Genomic DNA, 16,363 nt, shown 5'->3' with positions numbered 1-16,363 from the left:
CCCCCCGTGCCGCGTGCCACGCGGCCGGCAACCGGCGCCCGCCTGCGCGTCGCCCACCTGGCCGGCCCCGTCGTCCCGCTCGTCGCCGCCGTCGTGCTGGCTGGCTGCGGCGAGCCCCACCCCAGCCTCGGCGACCTCAAGGCCACCCCCGGCGCGAGGCTGACGTACCCGGGCGCGGTGGAGTACCAGCGCGACGAGGAGAAGGCGCGCAACCAGGTGGACGGGCCTTCGCCGGCGACGATCACCGTGTACGCGTGCACGCGGGACGCGCCGGCCTCGGTCGAGGCGTGGTTCGCCCGGGCCCTGACGGCACGGGGCTGGGCGGCCGACCCGGGCAGCCACCAGGACCGTCCGGGCGCCTTCGAGGGCGGCACGGCGTGGAAGCGCGGGAACGCATCGTTCGACCTGAGCTTCGCAACCCGGGCCACCGCAGACGTCCTGGCCCGCCGGGCGCACCAACCCACCGGGTGTCCCTCGATGTATCAAACCCTGACGCAGATTGGCTAACGGCCTCGACCCGCGAGCCTCTGCCGGCGCTGGCGGGGTCGCCAGTCCCGTCTGGGGGCCGTTCCGCACTCACGGGGTCTGCCGAGCCCGGAAGTGTCCGTCGACCTCGCCGCCGGCGAGCAGTGCGAGCTGGAATGCGGTCCCGCGCGCAGCGAACTGGGCAACGCGCGGCAGATGCGCGAGGCACCGAATACCTACCTTTGGCTTCGTCCGGCCGGTGGCCGGGAAGGCCATCGGTCCGCTCCGGAACTCTGACGCCATTCTCGTGGCGAGACGGTGCCGCAACCCGGCGCGGTGGTTCCCATGCCGACCTTGGCGGCACCGATGACGCAGAGGAGAACTGTGGATCACAGCTCCCGGTGACCGCGGAGGTGTGACCGGTGCGTCGCCCCCGCACGCGGCCGCCGTCCCACGACGGCGGCCAGGCCGTACGTCTTCCCCCGTTTCGCGCCCAAGTGTCACAGGATGGGCTGCTGTCTCGTCTGGGTGGTGTACGCAGGGAACCGACGAAGGAGTGTGTGATGAGGGTGTTCGTGGCAGGAGCGACCGGTGCGATGGGGCGGCAGCTGGTGCCGCGCCTGGTGCGGGCCGGGCACGAGGTCCATGCGATGACTCGCAGCGAGTCGAAGCAGGGTTTCCTGCGGGAGCTCGGGGCCGTACCCGTGGTGGCCGACGCGCTCGACCCCGACCAGGTGGCGCGGGCGGTTGCCACGGCGCGACCGGACGTGGTCGTGCACCAGTTGACCTCGATCGGGCCGATGGACATGCGGCACTTCGACCGGGCGTTCGCGCAGACCAACCGGCTGCGGACCGAGGGCACGGACCACCTGCTCTCGGCAGCTCAGGCGGTCGGGGTGGAGCGGTTCGTCGCGCAGAGCTTCTTCGCCGGGTACGACCGGGTAGGTGGTCCGGTGAAGTCCGAGGACGACCCGTTCGGCACCCAGCCGCCGCCCGGGATGGAGCAGACCGTCGGGGCCATCCGGCACGTCGAGGACACGGTGCTCGCCGCGACGTGGACGCACGGTCTCGTCCTGCGCTACGGCGGCTTCTACGGCCCGCACACCTCGCTCGGCCCGGACGGCGAGCAGACCGACGCCGTCCGCCAGCGGAAGTTCCCGATCGTCGGTGACGGTGGCGGGGTGTGGTCGTTCATCCACATCGCCGACGCGGCGGAAGCGACCGTGGCCGCGGTCGAGTGCGGCGCGCCCGGTGTCTACAACGTCGTCGACGACGAGCCGGCGCGGGTGTCAACGTGGCTGACGGTCCTGGCCGAGTCGCTGGGCGCCAAGGCACCGATGCGCGTACCGCGGTTCGTCGGGAAACTGTTCGCCGGCGAGACCGGGGCCGTGATGATGACCCAGCTACGGGGCGCGTCCAACGCCAAGGCCAAGCGTGAACTGGGCTGGACCCCGGCCCACGCCACGTGGCGGGACGGCTTCCGCGAGCTGGCCGTTTCGGCCCGGGCCGAAACCGACGCCGCGGCGTGACCGACGAGCGCGAGTCGCCGGCGGCTGCTCCCGACCGGGAGCGGCTGCTGGCTGACCTGAGGCCGGCGGCCTTCGGGATCGCGTACCGGATGCTGGGCAGCGTTGCCGAGGCAGAGGATGTGGTGCAGGAGGCCCTGCTGCGGGTGCACCGCTCGCTCGAGTCCGGCGAACGGATCGTCTCGCTACGGGCCTTCACGGCCACCGTCACCACCCGGCTCGCCATGGACGAGCTGCGGTCGGCACGGGTGCGTCGAGAGCGGTATGTCGGAGACTGGCTGCCGGAGCCGATCCTCACCGACGGCTCCGGGGCTGGCTCCGACCCGGCGCGACAGGCGGAGACCGCCGACTCGTTGTCGATGGCGCTGCTCGTGCTGCTCGAGAGCCTTTCGCCGGAACAGCGGGCAGTGCTGCTGCTGCACGACGTGTTCGGCTACGGGTACGGCGAGGTCGCGGAGATCGTCGGCAAGGGCGAGGCGAACGTGCGCCAGCTCGCCGTTCGGGCGCGACGGCACGTCGTGGAGCGGCGACCGCGGTTCACGACGACGCGCGAGCAGCAGACCGAGCTTGCGAGCCGGTTCTTCGCCGCCGCCCAGGAGGGCGACCTGGCAGGGCTCGAGTCGCTGCTCGCGCACGACGTCGAGCTCGTCGGCGACGGCGGTGGCAAGGCACCCTCGCTTGCTCGCTCGCAGCGCGGCCGCAGCCGGGTCGCGCACACGCTGACCAACTGGCTGCGCGTGCTGCGCCGCCTTCCCGAGATGGAGATCCGGCTCGCCGAGGTCAACGGCGACCCGGGCGCGATGTTCCTCGTCGACGGTCAGCTGCTCGCCGTCTGGGCCCTCGACATCCTCGACGGCCGGGTCGCGGGCGTCCGCGCGGTCGTCAACCCGGACAAGCTCGTTCACCTCGGCCCCGTCGGCGACGCCAACGCCCTCGTTCGTCAGCTGGGCGGCGCCCGGCCCGGCGACTGAGGTGCGACGCGGCGGGGCCTCGGCCCCGCCGCGTACCGGTCAGCGGGCGGGCAACCCGTGGATTTCAACAAGGAGATCGCCGCGACGTGTGTCAGCCTGGGTCGTCGGGCCGGCGTCTTTAGGTGTTCCCACCGGGATGTCACGGCGATGAGGATTCGCCTCTGCGGCAGGCTTGTCGCGATGCTCAAGGAAGCCGCCTGCAAGAGCCCCATCGAGCAGTTGGCGAACGAGGCGCACAACCCCACCTGGGTTGGCGGGACACCAGTGGCAAGCGAGGTGCAGACGCAGGCGTGGCGGCGGCCTCGCCCACCGTGGGTTGGGGCTTCCTGTGGTGGTGGCCGCCTATGGTTGGGCCATGCGGCCGGTCGAGCTGATGACAATCGAGGAACTGGTCGCCGAGGCAAAGGCGCTTCAGCGGTTGTACGAGGCCCGTCTCGCCCAGGCCTCCGACACGCTTGAGCGCCCCACGATGGGTGACATGGACGAGGGCCTGTCGCGGTACTTCGACGTTCGCAGCGAGCTCCAGCGGCGCGAGGACGGGCCGCCCCTTGACGACGTCGAGTCCGCGCCCCCGGATGGGGTCGGCTGATCAGCCCAGCTCGAGCAGTCGTTTGGCCGTGTCGAGCGCCTTCATCTCACCGTCCATGGACTTCTGGACCCGGGCGCTCATGAACACCTTCCGAAGGCCAGGGACCTCGGCGTCGAGGAGGAACGTGACCTCAGTGCCGGAGCCGTACGGGGCGAAGCGGTACTCCCCTCTGGGACGCACCCGCCCCTCGGTGGCCCTGAACGCGTAGCGGCTCGCCGGTTCGTAGGCCGTCACCTCGACGTCCGCCGGGACCCCGCGGCCGCCGTGGCCGTTCACGACCACGCGGATCCTCTCCCCGACGACCGGCGGTCCCTGGCTCGCGGTGCTGATGACTTGGGGTCGCCACCGGTGGTCGTTGGCGGGATCGGTGAAGAACGCGAAGACGTCCTCAACTGGACGGCCGATGAGGACCGAGCGTTGCGCCTGTGGCATGGGGTTGCTCCAAGCTGTGCATCGCCCCTGCGAAGACCATCGTTGCCCGCTCTTGCGGAGCGGCCATCGTCCGCCCCGGATGGCACCTCCTGTGGCCTCAGCCAGCGGTGGTGCCAGGACTGCTCCAGCGGCGGGCGCGAGCCGATCCGCCGTCCTCCTTCTCACGTTCTGCCACGAGCCACAGCGCCTGTTGGGCGTCCAGGGCCTTGACCTCGCCCACGGTGACCTCGCGATAGGCCAGGGCGCGGATGAGTGGCTGGAGCAGGTCAAGCTCGGCCCGGTCCTGGTGGGCGATGGCGCGGCGGATCCGGCTGGGAAGGTCAGGGGTGACCCGGACTTCAGACGCCTCGGCGACCGTGGTGACGTTCATCGGGGCACTCCCTCGGATCGACCTCGTCTGGGCCCTCCACGATGCAATGACCGGGTGTGCACCCCGCGTCAGCGGCATGAACGGTGGGAACGTCGCGCGGAAGAGCGCTGCGCAACCTCGCAAACAACCCCATCCGGGCGAGGACCGGGGCGAGCCAGCAGCTGCCCGACCCGGGACGTTTGGGGGATTGCGAGGGCGCGAGATCGCACGTGACCATCAGGCATGGATCAGGTCTCGACCCCGTTCAGTTCCCGGATCCGCCACGGGCTGCATCCCGATTTCCGCGAGGTCGCCGCCCAACTTCACCGGGACTTCGACCTGCTCGCCGGGGCAGAGGTGGTGGATCGGGTTCTGGACGAGGTGGTCGCCCGTTTCGCCGATGCGCGGGTGCGCACGTTCCTGCCGCTGCTGGTCCATCGCTACGCCAGTAGCGACCTGCGTTCGGTCACCCTCACACCAGGTGGGGCCGTGCCGGGCAGGGCTGACGCCAGCGGAGTCGCTTCGGCAGCCTCCTCGGCGGGCTGACCAACGCCATGCCGGCCGGAGGCCACCCCGACCCCACGGCATACCGGGCCGTTGAAGGGCGGCTGCGGGCCGCCACCGATCGCGGGGCCGTGCTGGACGACCCCTCGGACACTGAGCTGCTCGGGCTCCTGGAGGACATCGACGCCGGCGAGGGCAGCTGCCTGATCGTTGAACGACTCGACGACCGCTCGGGCCAGACGTACGTGCAGGTGCTGCGCACCGAGGCCGATCCGGGCTGGGAGGTCGAGCACCGCGCGGGCAGCCCCGAGAGGCATTTCCACACCGTGGTCGGCGACATCGAGTCCGCCCACCACCTCGTGGCGGGCTGGGCGCTCGACCGCCCCGACTGGCTCGGCTCCGTGCCGTGGACGCGAGTCGAGTTCAACCCCTAGGCCGCTTGGCGGCGCGGGCTTTCTCCCGCGCGAAGACCAGCCGTCGGGCCACCTCGGCGTCCAGCGCCTCGATCTCGCTCAACCGGATCACTCCCTGCGTGAGCCCCCGGATGATCGGGTTGAGGATCTCCAGTTCCTGGGCATCGTTGTGGGCGATCGCCCGACGAAGCCGGGTCGGCAGATCCGTCGATACCCCCAGGTCCAGCTCCATGCTCACTCCAGCCTCCAACACGCCATCTCTGAACGGGCGCCTCACCCTCGACCCCCACAGTGATCGGCAGGCAACGCCGATGTGAATGCCGGGCCTGACCAGCGCGAACCATCGCCACGGATCCGCCGTTCCATGCCGACCGGCTTCCGGGCTCGCGCAGGTCACCTCCCGTTAACGCCTCACCCCTACCGTCCCCTCCGATGAACAGCGCAACCTTGATCGACCAGCCGTACACGCTCTTCCGTACCAGCCCGACGTCTGTGCACCAGACGCGCACGTCGATGACCTGAACGGATTGATCTACCTGGAGTCGTGGCTCGGGGCACTCCTGGAAGGCGGCATCCAGATACGCATCAACCGAGCCCTCATTGCCGGAGGAATCTGGGCACGAGAGGCCTCGGCATCGGCAATGTGGCCTCACGTCGCGCCCCAGCAGGCGGCCGTGAACCTGCTCATCGAGCAAATGGGTGTGGCCATCGCCCGCAGGCAACCCGAGGAGAGACATCTGCACGTGTCCTTGACCGGCGTCACCAGCTCACGCTCCCCGACAGGCCACATGCTCTAGCCGCGGCGAACCCGCCGTGACGAGGAAGCTCATCTGGCGCTATCCCACAGACACGCCACGCTGCGTCAGGCGCTTACGTAGAGGCAGCTCAGCCGAGGGCGCGTGCCCTCAGCCGGACTCGACCGCTACGAGGGAGCGGGTTCCGTAGAGGCTGCAGGTGACGGTCGCCAGACCGTCTTCGATCCTGACGGACACGGGTCCCAGGGACCGGCTCATCACCCGGGCCGCCAACTCGCTTCCCGGCCGGGTGATGGTCGCGAGCTCGCGAGCCCCACGTCCCTTCGCGGCCCCGGCCATGGCCCGGATGAGGTCCGTGCCGTGACCGTGGCGCTGGTGATCGTCTCGAACCAGGACGGCAACCTCGGCCCACCTCGCATCACCGTCATGGCGCAGGGCCAGATTGCCCATGGCCAGGATCTCGTCGTCACCGGGGACGACGTAGGTCTCTGTCTTGCGCAGCAGCGTTTCGATCGCGCGTGGGGGCGGGAAACCAAGGTATCGGCCGGTGAGCGCCTCCGTGGAACACCGCTGATGCAGGGCCTCGATGGCAGGGATGTCCCGCTCGGAGGCCAGGTGCACCAGGCGGTCGCATGGCCAAGCCGATGTGATGGGCACGAGCTGGCGAGTCATGACCCGAGCCTGCCGGGGGCGTGTGAACCACGGATGAGCCCCGTGTAAAGCCTGGGACCAGTCGTGCCCGGGGGTCTCGCGGCGCCCCCTGGACCGCTGACGGGTCGTGAACGGCGTCGCCGAACCACCCGAATTCGGACCGACCGATGCCGATGCATGGCACGGGGCCGCGAGCGCCGACAACGAACACCTATGCGCTGGGTCTCGTTCATCCTGCCGTCGAAGGGCGCTCACCCAGGAGGTCCACGGTTGGCTGCGTGAACCCGACGGCCATGGCCTCCGACGACCGCGGCAGTGGCGCTGAGCCCACCGCCACGACAATGGACCTTCCGAGCCGAATCCGGCAGGCACTCAGGCAGCGCGACGAGGCCGAGCTGGCATTTCTCAACCCGATCGTGCTCGCCTTGGCCAAGGGCGAGGTAACCGTCAGCGACATCGAGGCGCTGGACGCGGAGCAGGCGATGTGGCTCGTCGCAGCCCGGGTGCAGGAGCGCGGGGACATCGCAGCCGCCGACTTCATCAGGAACCTGCACCGCTGAGAGACGGATGAGCCCGCACAGCGCAGCCAACCTTGCCCTGGTTCCGCAGCCGGCCAGCTGACGGCCCGGTGCATCGGTCCGTTGGGCAGCGCGCCAACGCCGGCACGCGGGTATCCGTCGACCATCAGGAGACGTAGCGCGCCCCGCGTTTTTGGTCGCAGGTGTGGGCGCCGGGGTTGGTCCTAATCTCGTGCCGGGCCTGGGGCATCCCACATCCTGGGCGGGCGGGGCAGGCGACCGTCACATCTACGCTTCTTGTTCATCGGGGGTCTTCATGCTGCGTACGTCTGCCATGCCGGTATTCGCCCTGCTGCTCGGTCTCAGCGCAGCCTCAGGCGCCGTCGCTCCCGCCGCGGCAGCCGCGCCGCAGCCCTGCGGCACAGCCGCAACGGCTCCGGCGGTGTATGACCACGTGATCTGGATCGTCGACGAGGACAAGAACTACAACACGGTCGTCGGGTCGAAGTACGCGCCTTTCATCAACCAGACGCTGATCCCTGGCTGCGGGCTCGCGACGAACTTCCACCCCGAGACCCACAACTCGCTCGGGGACTACATCGCGATGAGCTCTGGCGGTCTGGTCAAGGGCACCCCACCCACGATCTTCGGCCAGCTCCGGGCCCGCGGTAAGACCTGGCGGGCCTACCTGCAGTCCATGCCGGCGAACTGCTTCCGCACCAATTCCGGCAACTACTCCAAGGTGCACAACCCGCCAGTGTGGTTCACCGACACCAAGGCCGACTGCCCCTCCTGGGACGTCCCCGAGACCCAGCTCGACACAGACCTCAGCAACAACGCGTTGCCGACCTTTGCCTTCATCGGCGCCGACAACGCCCACAACATGCACAACAACCCCGTCGCCTCCGCCCTGACGAACGGGGACACTTGGCTCAACGCCGAGATCTCCAAGATCGTCAACAGCCCGACCTACGCGGCTGGCCGCACGGCCATCTTCCTCACCTGGGACGAGGGCAACGGCCCGAAGAGCACCACCGCGAACTACCAGGGCGAGAACTGCCTTGACCCCACCAACGCGGCCACCGACGCGTCCTGCCACGTCGCCACCATCGTCATCGCGCCGAGCATCGTCCCGGGCACGCGATCGGGCACGTTCTACTCCCACTACAGCCAGCTGGCCACGACCGAGGACATGCTCGGCCTGGCACGGCTGGGCAACGCGACCTCAGCCAGCAGCATGCGCGGCGACCTCGGGTTCTGATGACAACACCCCGTATGCCGCCCCGCGCCACCCACCACACCGAACCAAGCCGTGGGGGACCCGGGTATGCCGACGACGCGGACGAGGCAACCCTCGTCATCGGATGAGCCCGGCGGTCGCCACCCCGCCTACCTGGCCTCCGCCGTCAGGTGCGCGATCACCTCGACCGAGAAGTGCTCCGGCCGCGACTCGTGGACCGTGTGCCCGCCGGCGATCGTCACCAGCTGCGCGCCGGGGATCGTCCCGGCCATCTCACCGACGTGCTCCTGTGGCACGCAGCTGGACGGACCACCCCCCACGACGAGGGTGTCCGCCTGAATCGTGGCCGCCCAGGAGGCCCACCGTGAATCCGGGTTGTCGACCTGTACTCGCACCCGGGCGACCATGTCCCAGTCGAAGTCCAGCGGCACGGTCGGTTTCTCCAGCACCACCGGCTCCCGCGGACAGGGGATACCCACGTCTTCAAGGACCAGCTTGCGCACCCGTTCCGGTGCCCGCGCCGCCACCAGGCACCCCACCAGTCCGCCGTTTGCGTGCCCGACCACATCGACCACGGACAGGTCCATGGAGTCCATGAACCCGAGGACGTCCCGGGCGAACGTCTCCAGCCCGTACGGGCCGCTCCACACCGAGCGGCCATGGCCCCGGAGGTCGAGCGCGTAAGCCAGGCCACCCCGGCGCCCCCAGCGGGACAAGAAGTGCATCCAGCTCTCGCTGGTCTCCCCAACCGCGTGGAGCAGCAGGACCGGGACCGAATCCTTCCCCTCACCGGCGACCAGGAATCCGAACTCGCTTCCGCCAACCATCACTGAGCGCGAACCGATCACCGCAGCAGTGGAACAGTGCCGGGTTAACGGACGGCGACGTCTGCCACCCCACAAACGCCGGCACAGGACGTCACGAGTGGTCAGTCGGCGCGGCCCGGGCCGTCGCCGCGATCCGCTCCAGCGCCTAAATCATCGGGTCAGGGCTGAACCAGGTGGTTGACGCATCCAGATCCGAAGAGGAAGGTCGGTGGGACAAATGCCGCATTTCACCCATGAGCCACACCCATGAACCTCCTGAAGGAGCATGATCAATGGCGATCTCCCGACGCGCGCTGCTGGCCTCCGGTGGCCTCATCTCGGTAGCCACGGCACTCGAGCTGGCCGACCCGGCGTACGCGGCCACGGTGCGGGCGGCTGCGGCGCCCCACGCAGCGACGTCGGCCGCGCCGCTGGCGCGAGTGAGCCGCAACAGCCCCTGGACCCGCAGCGGCCCCGGCCCGCTGTACTGGAACATCTACGGCTGGTCCTTCCCCCACAACGCGCCCATCCCCGAGGACGAGTGGAAGGCGAACATCGACTGGCTGGCCAGCGAGTTCGCGCCGAGCGGATACGACATGGCCTGTACGGACGGGTGGATCGAGGGCTCGTCGCGCACTACCCAGCACGGGTACATCACGAGCTACAACGACTCGTGGACCCACGACTGGACCTACTGGGCGGCATACCTCGCCCGACGCCGGATGAGCCTGGGCGTGTACTACAACCCGCTGTGGGTGCACCGGGCCGCGGTCGAGGACCCGACCAAGACCGTCGCGGGACGGCCCGACGTCAAGATCGCCGACATCGTGGACCATGGCGACTTCTTCGCCAGGGACATCGGTGGCAACACCCTGTACTGGGTCGACGTCACCAGGCCGGGTGCCAGGGAGTACGTCCAGGGGTACGTCGAGTACTTCAAGGCGATGGGGGTTCCGTACCTGCGCGTCGACTTCCTGTCCTGGTACGAGAACGGCATGGACGCCAACATCGGGCAGGTCAACGCGGCGCACGGCCGGGCGAACTACCTCACGGCCCTGCACTGGATCAACGAGGCGGCCGGCGACCCGATGGAAGTGTCGCTGGTCATGCCGCACCTGTTCGACAATGCCTCCGCGGAGCTCGCGAACGGTGACCTCGTGCGGATCAACGCCGACGCCGACAAGGGTGGCTGGGACCGGCTCAGCGGAGGTCGACAAGGGTGGCAGGACGCCTGGCCCAACTGGTTCAACCCGTTCTGCGGCTTCACCGGGTGGTCGCACCGGGCCGGGCGCGGCCAGCTCATCCTCGACGGTGACTTCCTGCGCGCCCACACCTTCGCCACCGACGAAGAACGCAAGACGGCCGTGACGTTGATGACGATCGCGGGATCGCCGATCGCGATAGCCGACCTGCACTCCGACATCGGCTCCACCGGCTGGGTCTTCACCCAGCCCGAAGTGCTCGACCTGCACCGCAAGGGCCTGGTCGGCAAACCCTTGTACTACAACGGAACTCCCTACTCGGTGGACCCAGGGTCGCGCGACAGCGAGCGTTGGGCCGGCCAGCTGCCCGACGGGTCATGGGTCGTCGCCCTGTTCAACCGGGATGACACGGCGACCGTGGACAAGGCGCTGCACTTCAGCCACGACCTGGGAATCGCGGGCGCGGCCCAGGTCAGGGACGTCTGGGCCAGGCGCAACCTGGGCGTGTGCACCGAGGCCCGGGCGACCCTGGCACCCCACGCCTGTGCGCTGTTCCACGTCACTCCGCAGCGCCCGACCCCGCGCTTCCACGCGGCGTGGGCGGCCTGGGGCGGCGGGGCGAACTTCAACAACAACCACGCCGGCTACGTCGGGTCGGGCTTCGTGGACAAGCTTGAAGCCGGTGGAGACCCCGGAGACCCGCTGGTCACGTTCGCGGTGCAGGCTCCTCGCGCCGGCACGTATGCCGTGCGGTGGCGATACGCGAACGGCCTGACCGTCCCGAGCACCATGACCGTCTCCAGCGAGCGCGCCGACCGCACGATCGTCGATGGGCCCCGGCGCGTCACCTTCCCGTCCACCACGACGTGGGACAGCTGGCAGGACCAGAGCAGCCAGCTGCGGCTCGAGGGCGGTCTGAACCTGGTCACCATCGGGCGAGGCGCAGACGACGCCGGGTCCATCAACCTCAACTGGATGGAGCTGCAGCTCGGATGAGCCTGGCTTGGCAGCGCTCTGTTCCGCACCGGGGTCGTGGACCACGACCTCTTCGTCCTGACCCACCAGGGACCCGTGCACCGCGAGGGCCCCGTCCGGCAACAGCCGGGCGGGGCCTTTTCGTGCCTGTGCCGGACGCGAGTTACGCGCATTGGTGGAGCGTGTCGATGAGGCGGTGGGCCACAGTGAGTCCGTCGCCCTATCCCACATTGGCTACCGGTGAACTGGACAATAGGAGCTGCGATGAGCGGGGATCCCTCCTGTGGCTGTCGTGACACCCGACCGGCGCTGAGCCTGCCCGGAGCCGCCCCGCCCGTCTCGCCCCCTGACGGCCTTGTGGTCGGCATCATCGGAGCCGGTGCCGCCGGCACCCTCACCGCCCTGCACCTGCTGCGCGCCCTGCGCCGGCGCGGCAGCCGCGCGAGCATCGTGATGATCGACCCGGCTCGCGCAACCGGCCGGGGCGTCGCCTACTCGACCGAGGACGAGCGCCACCTGCTCAACGTGCCGGCCGCAGGGATGAGCGCGTTTCCCGACGAGCCCGGCCACCTGCTCGACTGGGCCCGGGCCCACCACGACGCCGACACCGGTCCCGGGGAGTTCCTGCCCCGCCACGTCTACGGCACCTACCTTGCCGACACCCTGCACCGAGAGCTCGCCGCAGCGTCCACCGTCGACCTGCACCGGGTCACGGCGCATGCGGTCGACCTCCAGTCGCGCCACCGGTCGCACCGGATCCAGCTGTGCACCGGCGGGACCGTGGTGGCCGGCAGCGTCGTCCTCGCGACCGGCAACAACGCGCCAGGCACCGGCTGGGCCCCGCCGGCGCTGCTCGCTTCCCCGCGCTTCGTCGCCGACCCCTGGTCGCCCGGCGCGCTGCCGGCGCTCGCGGCCGCCGACGGCGACGTGCTGCTCGTCGGCACCGGGCTGACGATGGTCGACGTGGCGCTCAGCGCGGCGCGTCCCGGCCGCACGCTGTACGCCATCTCCCGTCACGGCCGGCTGCCCATGGTGCACGCCGCGCACCCGCAGCCGGCGGTCGAGCCGACCGACCTGCCGGACGAGCTCGACCTGGACGGTGGGTCGCTGCGCGAGGCGGTGCTGGCCCACGTCCGCCGCACGGTCCGCGAGACGGGGGACTGGCGCCCCGCGATCGACGGGCTTCGCGCGCACACCGGACGGCTGTGGTCGGCGCTGTGCGATGACTGCCGCGCCGACCTCCTCCGCCGGGATGCCTCCGGCTGGGACGTGCACCGTCACCGGATGCCCCGCCGTACGGCGGCCGCGGTGGGCCAGATGCGTGCCTCAGGAGCCCTGCAGGTCGCGACCGCTGAGGTCGTGGCGGTCGACGACGACGGCAGTGCGCTCGTGGTCCACCTGTCCGACGGCACCACCCGCAGGGTGGGCCACGTGGTCAACTGCACCGGGCCGCTCGCCGACGTCGAGCTGGCCGGTGACCCGCTGCTGACCGCGATGCTCGACCACCGTCACGCCGTGCCCGGTCCGATGCGGATGGGGCTGGCCACCGACCGCGACGGGCGGGTCCGCGCCGCCGACCACACCGTCGGTTCGCTCTGGACCCTCGGCAGCCCTCGGCGCGGAGAGCTGTGGGAGTCCACCGCCATCCCCGAGATCCGGGCGCAGGCGGCCACCATCGCCGAGGCCGTCGTGGGTGCGCTCGCGGTGCCCGGCCGCCCGCGGCCGCGGGACCTGATGGGTCTGTCGCTGTCGACCACCGCGGCCGCGGCCGCGGCCTACAACGACGGCCTGGGCCGCGTGCTGCGGGTGCAGTCCGGAGCCGACGACGCGTTCCGGCGGGCCGCCGAGCTCGACCCCGGATTCGCCCTGGCCCACGCCGCGCTCGCGCTGCTGGGACACGAGGGCGGAGCAGACGGTGACGTCTCGGCATACCTCGCGGCAGCGCAGGGGGCGGTGCGCGCCCGCGGCGACGACCGCGAGCGCAGCCTGGTCGAGGTCATCACCCGTCGCGTGCAGGACTGCCGAGGCGGCGGCGCCACCGCGCTGGTGCACCACATCGAGGCGCACCCGCGTGACGCGCTGGCCGTCAGCGCGGCCGTGCCGACCATCGCGTTCTCCGGCGTCACCGACGTGCAGCAGGACGCGTGGGCACTGGTCGAGGGGCTCGCGCCGGCCTACGGCGACGACTGGTGGTACGCCGGGCTGCTGGCGTTCGTCCGGCAGGACCAGGGTCGCTACGACGAGGCCGCCGAGCTGGCCGGGTCGGCACTGCGGGTCGATGCGGCGTCCGGGCACGCCGTGCACGCGCAGACGCACGTCTACTACGAGACCGGTCAGCATGTCGCCGGGCTGCAGTGGCTCAGCCCGTGGATCGCGACGTCGGGCCGGGGCGCCTCGCACCGGGCGCACTTCTCCTGGCACGCAGCGCTGCACGAGCTCTCCCTCGGGGACCTCGACGCGCTGCACCGTCGCTACGACGGCGAGCTGGCCCCGCCGCACGTGACCGGCGTGCGCGCTCTCGTCGACTCCGCGTCGCTGCTGTGGCGCTGCCGGATGACCGGGTCGTGGACCGAGGACCTCCCGCTCCCGGCGGTGCTCGAGCTCGTCGGCGTCGAGCTGCTGGAGCGGCCCTCGACGCCGTTCACCGCGATGCACGCGGCGCTGGCCCTCGCCGCGGCCGGTGACGTCGCGGGGTTGAGCCGGTTGCGCGCGCATGCCGCCGCAGCGGCCAGCCCGGTGATGACCGATGTCGTGGTGTCGCTGTGCGACGCGCTGGTGGCGGTCGTCGAGGCCCGGTGGTGCGAGGCGGTGCGGGTGCTGCGGCTGCTCGGCCCGTGGCTGGTGCAGCTCGGAGGGAGCGCCGCGCAGCGGGAGATCGTGGAGGACACCCTGCTGCACGCGCTGATCGGGGCGCGCCGCTGCGACGAGGCGCGCACCTTGCTGGAGGCTCGGCTGGACCGGCGGCCGTCGCCGCTGGACCGGCAGCGGCTACGGCGCGTCCCCGTCTGAGCTCGGTGGAGCTGGCGAAGGGCCCGTCCGGCAGGAGCCGGGCGGGGCCTTTCATGGGTATGCCGGGTGCTTGCCTCGCGTCAGCAGGTGGCCGGTTCGAGGGTCGCCGGGCCGGGCTGCGGCGCGTGGTGGCGCGCGCCGGTCCGCTCCGCGCCGATGCCGGCGGCCACGACGAAGGCCATGCCGGCCAGGGCGACGGGGTCCGGCACCTGGTGCAGCAGGACCAGGCCGGCGACGAGCGCGATCGCGGGCTCGAGGCTCATCAGCGTGCCGAAGGCGGCCGTGGTGAGCCGGCGCAGGGCCAGCAGCTCCAGGCTGAACGGCACGACCGGCAGGAGCAGCGCCAGGCCCAGGCCGGCCAGGGCGACGGACGGCGTGAGGTGGGGCAGGACCGAGCCGCCGGCGACGACGGTCGCGACCAGGCCGGCCACGGGCAGCGACACGGCCAGCCCCTGGATCCCGGACACCTCGTCACCGACCGCCTGGGTGAGCAGGATGTAGGCCGCCCAGCAGGCCGCGGCGGCGAGGGCGAAGCCGACGCCGACCAGGTCGGCGGTGCCCTCCCACGGGCGGGTGAGCAGCAGCACGCCGACGGCGGCGAGGGCCGGCCATACCAGTTGGCGGGCCCGGTGGCTGCGCGCCGCGGCGACGCCGAGCGGACCCAGGAACTCGATGGCGCTCGCGGTGCCGAGCGGCAGTCGGGCGACCGCGCCCATGAAGAGCATGGTCAGCCCGGCCGTGACCACCCCGAGCGCGACGGCGGTCAGCAGGCCGCGCCGGCCGAACCGGGAGGGGCGGGGGCGGACCACGACGAGCAGGACCAGGCCGGCCCAGGCCAGCCGCAGCCATGCCGCGCCCAGTGGCCCCACCCGGTCGAACAGGCCGACCGACAGGGCCAAGCCGAGCTGCACGCAGGTCATGGACCCGACGGCCATGAGGGTGCCGGTCCGGGCGTGGCTGCGGGCGGTGGTGGGCGTGCTCATGACTCCAGTAGAGCCAGTGGTGACCGTCCGTGTCCACGTGAGAAACATGGACATGACGTTCGCGAATCCTGAACAATCGAACCATGGATCCGCGCCGCCTCGAGATGCTGCTGCAGCTGTCCCGCCTGGGGTCGATGCGCGAGGTCGCCGAGGTGCTGGGCACCACCACCTCGACCGTCTCCCAGCAGGTCGCCGCGCTCGCCCGTGAGGTCGGCACCCCGCTGGTCGAGCCGGTCGGGCGCCGGGTCCGCCTCACCCCGGCGGGGCGCCGGCTCGCCGACCACGCGGTCACCGTCCTCGCCGCGCTGGAGGAGGCCCGGCTCGACCTCGACCCCTCCGCCGAGCCGGCGGGCACCGTGCGGGTGGCCGCGTTCGCCACGGCCGTCCGCCGTGCCCTGCTGCCAGCGGTGGCGCAGCTCGCCGAGCGCCACCCCGGGGTCGGCCTCCGCATCCACGAGCACGAGCCGGCGGAGGCCTTGCAGCTGCTGGCGTCCGACGACGTGGACCTGGCCCTGACCTACGACTACGACCTGGCGCCGGCCACGTTCGACCCGACCGTCGTCACCGCGCCGCTGGGCACCGCCGCCTGGGCGCTCGGGGTCCCGGCGGGCGTCGACGGGGGTGCCGGGAGCGCGCGCGCCGTGGTCGGCCGGTTCCGTGAGGCGGACTGGATCGTCAACTCCCGCAACACCGCCGACGAGGAGGTCGTGCGCATCCTCGCCTCGCTGGCGGGCTTCGCGCCGCACGTCGCGCACCGGGCCGACAGCCTGGACCTGGTCCAGGACATGGTGGCGGCGGGCCTGGGCGTTGGCCTGCTGCCGGCCGACCAGCCGACGATCCCGCAGGTCGCGCTGCTGCCGCTGCACCAGCCCGACGTGACGCTGCGCGCCTATGCCGTCACCCGGCGCGGGCGGGCGGCATGGCCCCCTCTGGCCGCGGTCCTGCGCCTGCTCGAGGGGGCCACGCTGACCTGAC

17 protein-coding genes are annotated in these 16,363 nt (G+C 71.3%); 11 read left to right on the top strand and 6 right to left on the bottom strand.

Annotated features, from left to right (window positions below):
• Window positions 1–6 precede the first annotated feature (6 nt).
• The 4 genes from FB474_RS15245 (at window position 7) to FB474_RS15230 (ending at window position 3,551) form a co-directional block, all read left to right on the top strand.
• Complete coding sequence (locus tag FB474_RS15245) at window positions 7–507, top strand: hypothetical protein (RefSeq protein WP_141789417.1); 501 nt, start codon at window positions 7–9, stop codon at window positions 505–507.
• Window positions 508–1,028: 521 nt separating this feature from the next.
• Complete coding sequence (locus tag FB474_RS15240) at window positions 1,029–1,994, top strand: NAD-dependent epimerase/dehydratase family protein (protein ID WP_141789416.1); 966 nt, start codon at window positions 1,029–1,031, stop codon at window positions 1,992–1,994.
• Entirely contained in the window at window positions 1,991–2,962 is a 972-nt protein-coding gene (sigJ, locus tag FB474_RS15235; protein WP_141789415.1) for an RNA polymerase sigma factor SigJ, read from the top strand. The genes FB474_RS15240 and sigJ overlap by 4 nt, the downstream gene beginning before the upstream one ends.
• Window positions 2,963–3,335: 373 nt before the next feature.
• The gene (locus FB474_RS15230; RefSeq protein WP_141789414.1) at window positions 3,336–3,551 is read left to right on the top strand and encodes a hypothetical protein; all 216 of its coding nucleotides are present in this window, start codon (window positions 3,336–3,338) and stop codon (window positions 3,549–3,551) included.
• On the opposite strand, the gene FB474_RS15225 is transcribed toward FB474_RS15230, so the two are convergent.
• On the bottom strand, window positions 3,552–3,983 hold the full coding sequence (locus FB474_RS15225; RefSeq protein ID WP_141789413.1) for an SRPBCC family protein: 432 nt from the start codon (window positions 3,981–3,983) through the stop codon (window positions 3,552–3,554).
• A gap of 97 nt (window positions 3,984–4,080) precedes the next feature.
• The gene (locus FB474_RS15220) at window positions 4,081–4,353 is read right to left on the bottom strand and encodes a hypothetical protein (protein ID WP_141789412.1); all 273 of its coding nucleotides are present in this window, start codon (window positions 4,351–4,353) and stop codon (window positions 4,081–4,083) included.
• 222 nt (window positions 4,354–4,575) lie between these two features.
• Between FB474_RS15220 and FB474_RS15215 the strand changes: the two genes are divergently transcribed.
• Window positions 4,576–4,878 carry a three-helix bundle dimerization domain-containing protein gene (locus FB474_RS15215; RefSeq protein ID WP_141789411.1) on the top strand — a complete coding sequence of 101 codons (303 nt, stop codon included), beginning with the start codon at window positions 4,576–4,578 and terminating at the stop codon, window positions 4,876–4,878.
• 8 nt (window positions 4,879–4,886) lie between these two features.
• A complete protein-coding gene (locus FB474_RS15210; protein WP_141789410.1) occupies window positions 4,887–5,270 on the top strand; it encodes a hypothetical protein in 384 nt (127 codons plus the stop codon).
• Here FB474_RS15210 and FB474_RS15205 read toward each other — a convergent pair.
• Both FB474_RS15205 and FB474_RS15200 read right to left on the bottom strand, forming a co-directional pair.
• A complete protein-coding gene (locus FB474_RS15205) occupies window positions 5,260–5,481 on the bottom strand; it encodes a hypothetical protein (protein WP_141789409.1) in 222 nt (73 codons plus the stop codon). The two genes, FB474_RS15210 and FB474_RS15205, sit on opposite strands and share 11 nt — an antisense overlap.
• A 673-nt stretch (window positions 5,482–6,154) precedes the next feature.
• Window positions 6,155–6,676, bottom strand: a complete 522-nt coding sequence (locus tag FB474_RS15200) for a GNAT family N-acetyltransferase (protein WP_141789408.1) — start codon at window positions 6,674–6,676, stop codon at window positions 6,155–6,157.
• 257 nt (window positions 6,677–6,933) lie between these two features.
• On the opposite strand from FB474_RS15200, the gene FB474_RS15195 reads away from it, so the two are divergent.
• Window positions 6,934–7,215 carry a hypothetical protein gene (locus FB474_RS15195; RefSeq protein ID WP_141789407.1) on the top strand — a complete coding sequence of 94 codons (282 nt, stop codon included), beginning with the start codon at window positions 6,934–6,936 and terminating at the stop codon, window positions 7,213–7,215.
• Between the two features lie 292 nt (window positions 7,216–7,507).
• The gene (locus FB474_RS15190) at window positions 7,508–8,434 is read left to right on the top strand and encodes an alkaline phosphatase family protein (protein WP_185746189.1); all 927 of its coding nucleotides are present in this window, start codon (window positions 7,508–7,510) and stop codon (window positions 8,432–8,434) included.
• Window positions 8,435–8,562: 128 nt separating this feature from the next.
• Here the strand turns inward: FB474_RS15190 and FB474_RS15185 are convergent, their stop codons facing one another.
• Window positions 8,563–9,240, bottom strand: a complete 678-nt coding sequence (locus FB474_RS15185; protein ID WP_141789405.1) for an alpha/beta fold hydrolase — start codon at window positions 9,238–9,240, stop codon at window positions 8,563–8,565.
• 272 nt (window positions 9,241–9,512) lie between these two features.
• On the opposite strand from FB474_RS15185, the gene FB474_RS15180 reads away from it, so the two are divergent.
• Both FB474_RS15180 and FB474_RS15175 read left to right on the top strand, forming a co-directional pair.
• Entirely contained in the window at window positions 9,513–11,417 is a 1,905-nt protein-coding gene (locus tag FB474_RS15180; protein ID WP_141789404.1) for a hypothetical protein, read from the top strand.
• Window positions 11,418–11,660: 243 nt separating this feature from the next.
• Entirely contained in the window at window positions 11,661–14,405 is a 2,745-nt protein-coding gene (locus FB474_RS15175) for an FAD/NAD(P)-binding protein (RefSeq protein ID WP_141789403.1), read from the top strand.
• Window positions 14,406–14,485: 80 nt separating this feature from the next.
• On the opposite strand, the gene FB474_RS15170 is transcribed toward FB474_RS15175, so the two are convergent.
• Window positions 14,486–15,388: an EamA family transporter gene (locus tag FB474_RS15170; RefSeq protein ID WP_246092214.1), complete on the bottom strand. Its 903-nt coding sequence runs from the start codon at window positions 15,386–15,388 to the stop codon at window positions 14,486–14,488.
• Between the two features lie 83 nt (window positions 15,389–15,471).
• Between FB474_RS15170 and FB474_RS15165 the strand changes: the two genes are divergently transcribed.
• Window positions 15,472–16,362 carry a LysR family transcriptional regulator gene (locus tag FB474_RS15165; protein WP_141789402.1) on the top strand — a complete coding sequence of 297 codons (891 nt, stop codon included), beginning with the start codon at window positions 15,472–15,474 and terminating at the stop codon, window positions 16,360–16,362.
• Window position 16,363: the final 1 nt, after the last annotated feature.

It is taken from the genome of Oryzihumus leptocrescens (genome assembly GCF_006716205.1).
Lineage (GTDB): Bacteria > Actinomycetota > Actinomycetes > Actinomycetales > Dermatophilaceae > Oryzihumus > Oryzihumus leptocrescens.
The sequence above is the reverse complement of the archived record's forward strand: the minus strand, read 5'-3'. Positions and strand labels throughout refer to the sequence as shown.

Bases quoted from the DNA above. Each gene is read 5' to 3' on its own strand.
- FB474_RS15215 (WP_141789411.1), top strand. From the start codon at position 4,576: ATGGATCAGGTCTCGACCCCGTTCAGTTCCCGGATCCGCCACGGGCTG.
- FB474_RS15225 (WP_141789413.1), bottom strand. From the start codon at position 3,983: ATGCCACAGGCGCAACGCTCGGTCCTCATCGGCCGTCCAGTTGAGGAC.
- FB474_RS15165 (WP_141789402.1), top strand. From the start codon at position 15,472: ATGGATCCGCGCCGCCTCGAGATGCTGCTGCAGCTGTCCCGCCTGGGG.
- FB474_RS15240 (WP_141789416.1), top strand. From the start codon at position 1,029: ATGAGGGTGTTCGTGGCAGGAGCGACCGGTGCGATGGGGCGGCAGCTG.
- FB474_RS15230 (WP_141789414.1), top strand. From the start codon at position 3,336: ATGACAATCGAGGAACTGGTCGCCGAGGCAAAGGCGCTTCAGCGGTTG.
- FB474_RS15185 (WP_141789405.1), bottom strand. From the start codon at position 9,240: ATGGTTGGCGGAAGCGAGTTCGGATTCCTGGTCGCCGGTGAGGGGAAG.
- FB474_RS15175 (WP_141789403.1), top strand. From the start codon at position 11,661: ATGAGCGGGGATCCCTCCTGTGGCTGTCGTGACACCCGACCGGCGCTG.
- FB474_RS15190 (WP_185746189.1), top strand. From the start codon at position 7,508: ATGCCGGTATTCGCCCTGCTGCTCGGTCTCAGCGCAGCCTCAGGCGCC.
- FB474_RS15205 (WP_141789409.1), bottom strand. From the start codon at position 5,481: ATGGAGCTGGACCTGGGGGTATCGACGGATCTGCCGACCCGGCTTCGT.
- FB474_RS15200 (WP_141789408.1), bottom strand. From the start codon at position 6,676: ATGACTCGCCAGCTCGTGCCCATCACATCGGCTTGGCCATGCGACCGC.
- FB474_RS15220 (WP_141789412.1), bottom strand. From the start codon at position 4,353: ATGAACGTCACCACGGTCGCCGAGGCGTCTGAAGTCCGGGTCACCCCT.
- FB474_RS15170 (WP_246092214.1), bottom strand. From the start codon at position 15,388: ATGAGCACGCCCACCACCGCCCGCAGCCACGCCCGGACCGGCACCCTC.
- FB474_RS15180 (WP_141789404.1), top strand. From the start codon at position 9,513: ATGGCGATCTCCCGACGCGCGCTGCTGGCCTCCGGTGGCCTCATCTCG.
- FB474_RS15210 (WP_141789410.1), top strand. From the start codon at position 4,887: ATGCCGGCCGGAGGCCACCCCGACCCCACGGCATACCGGGCCGTTGAA.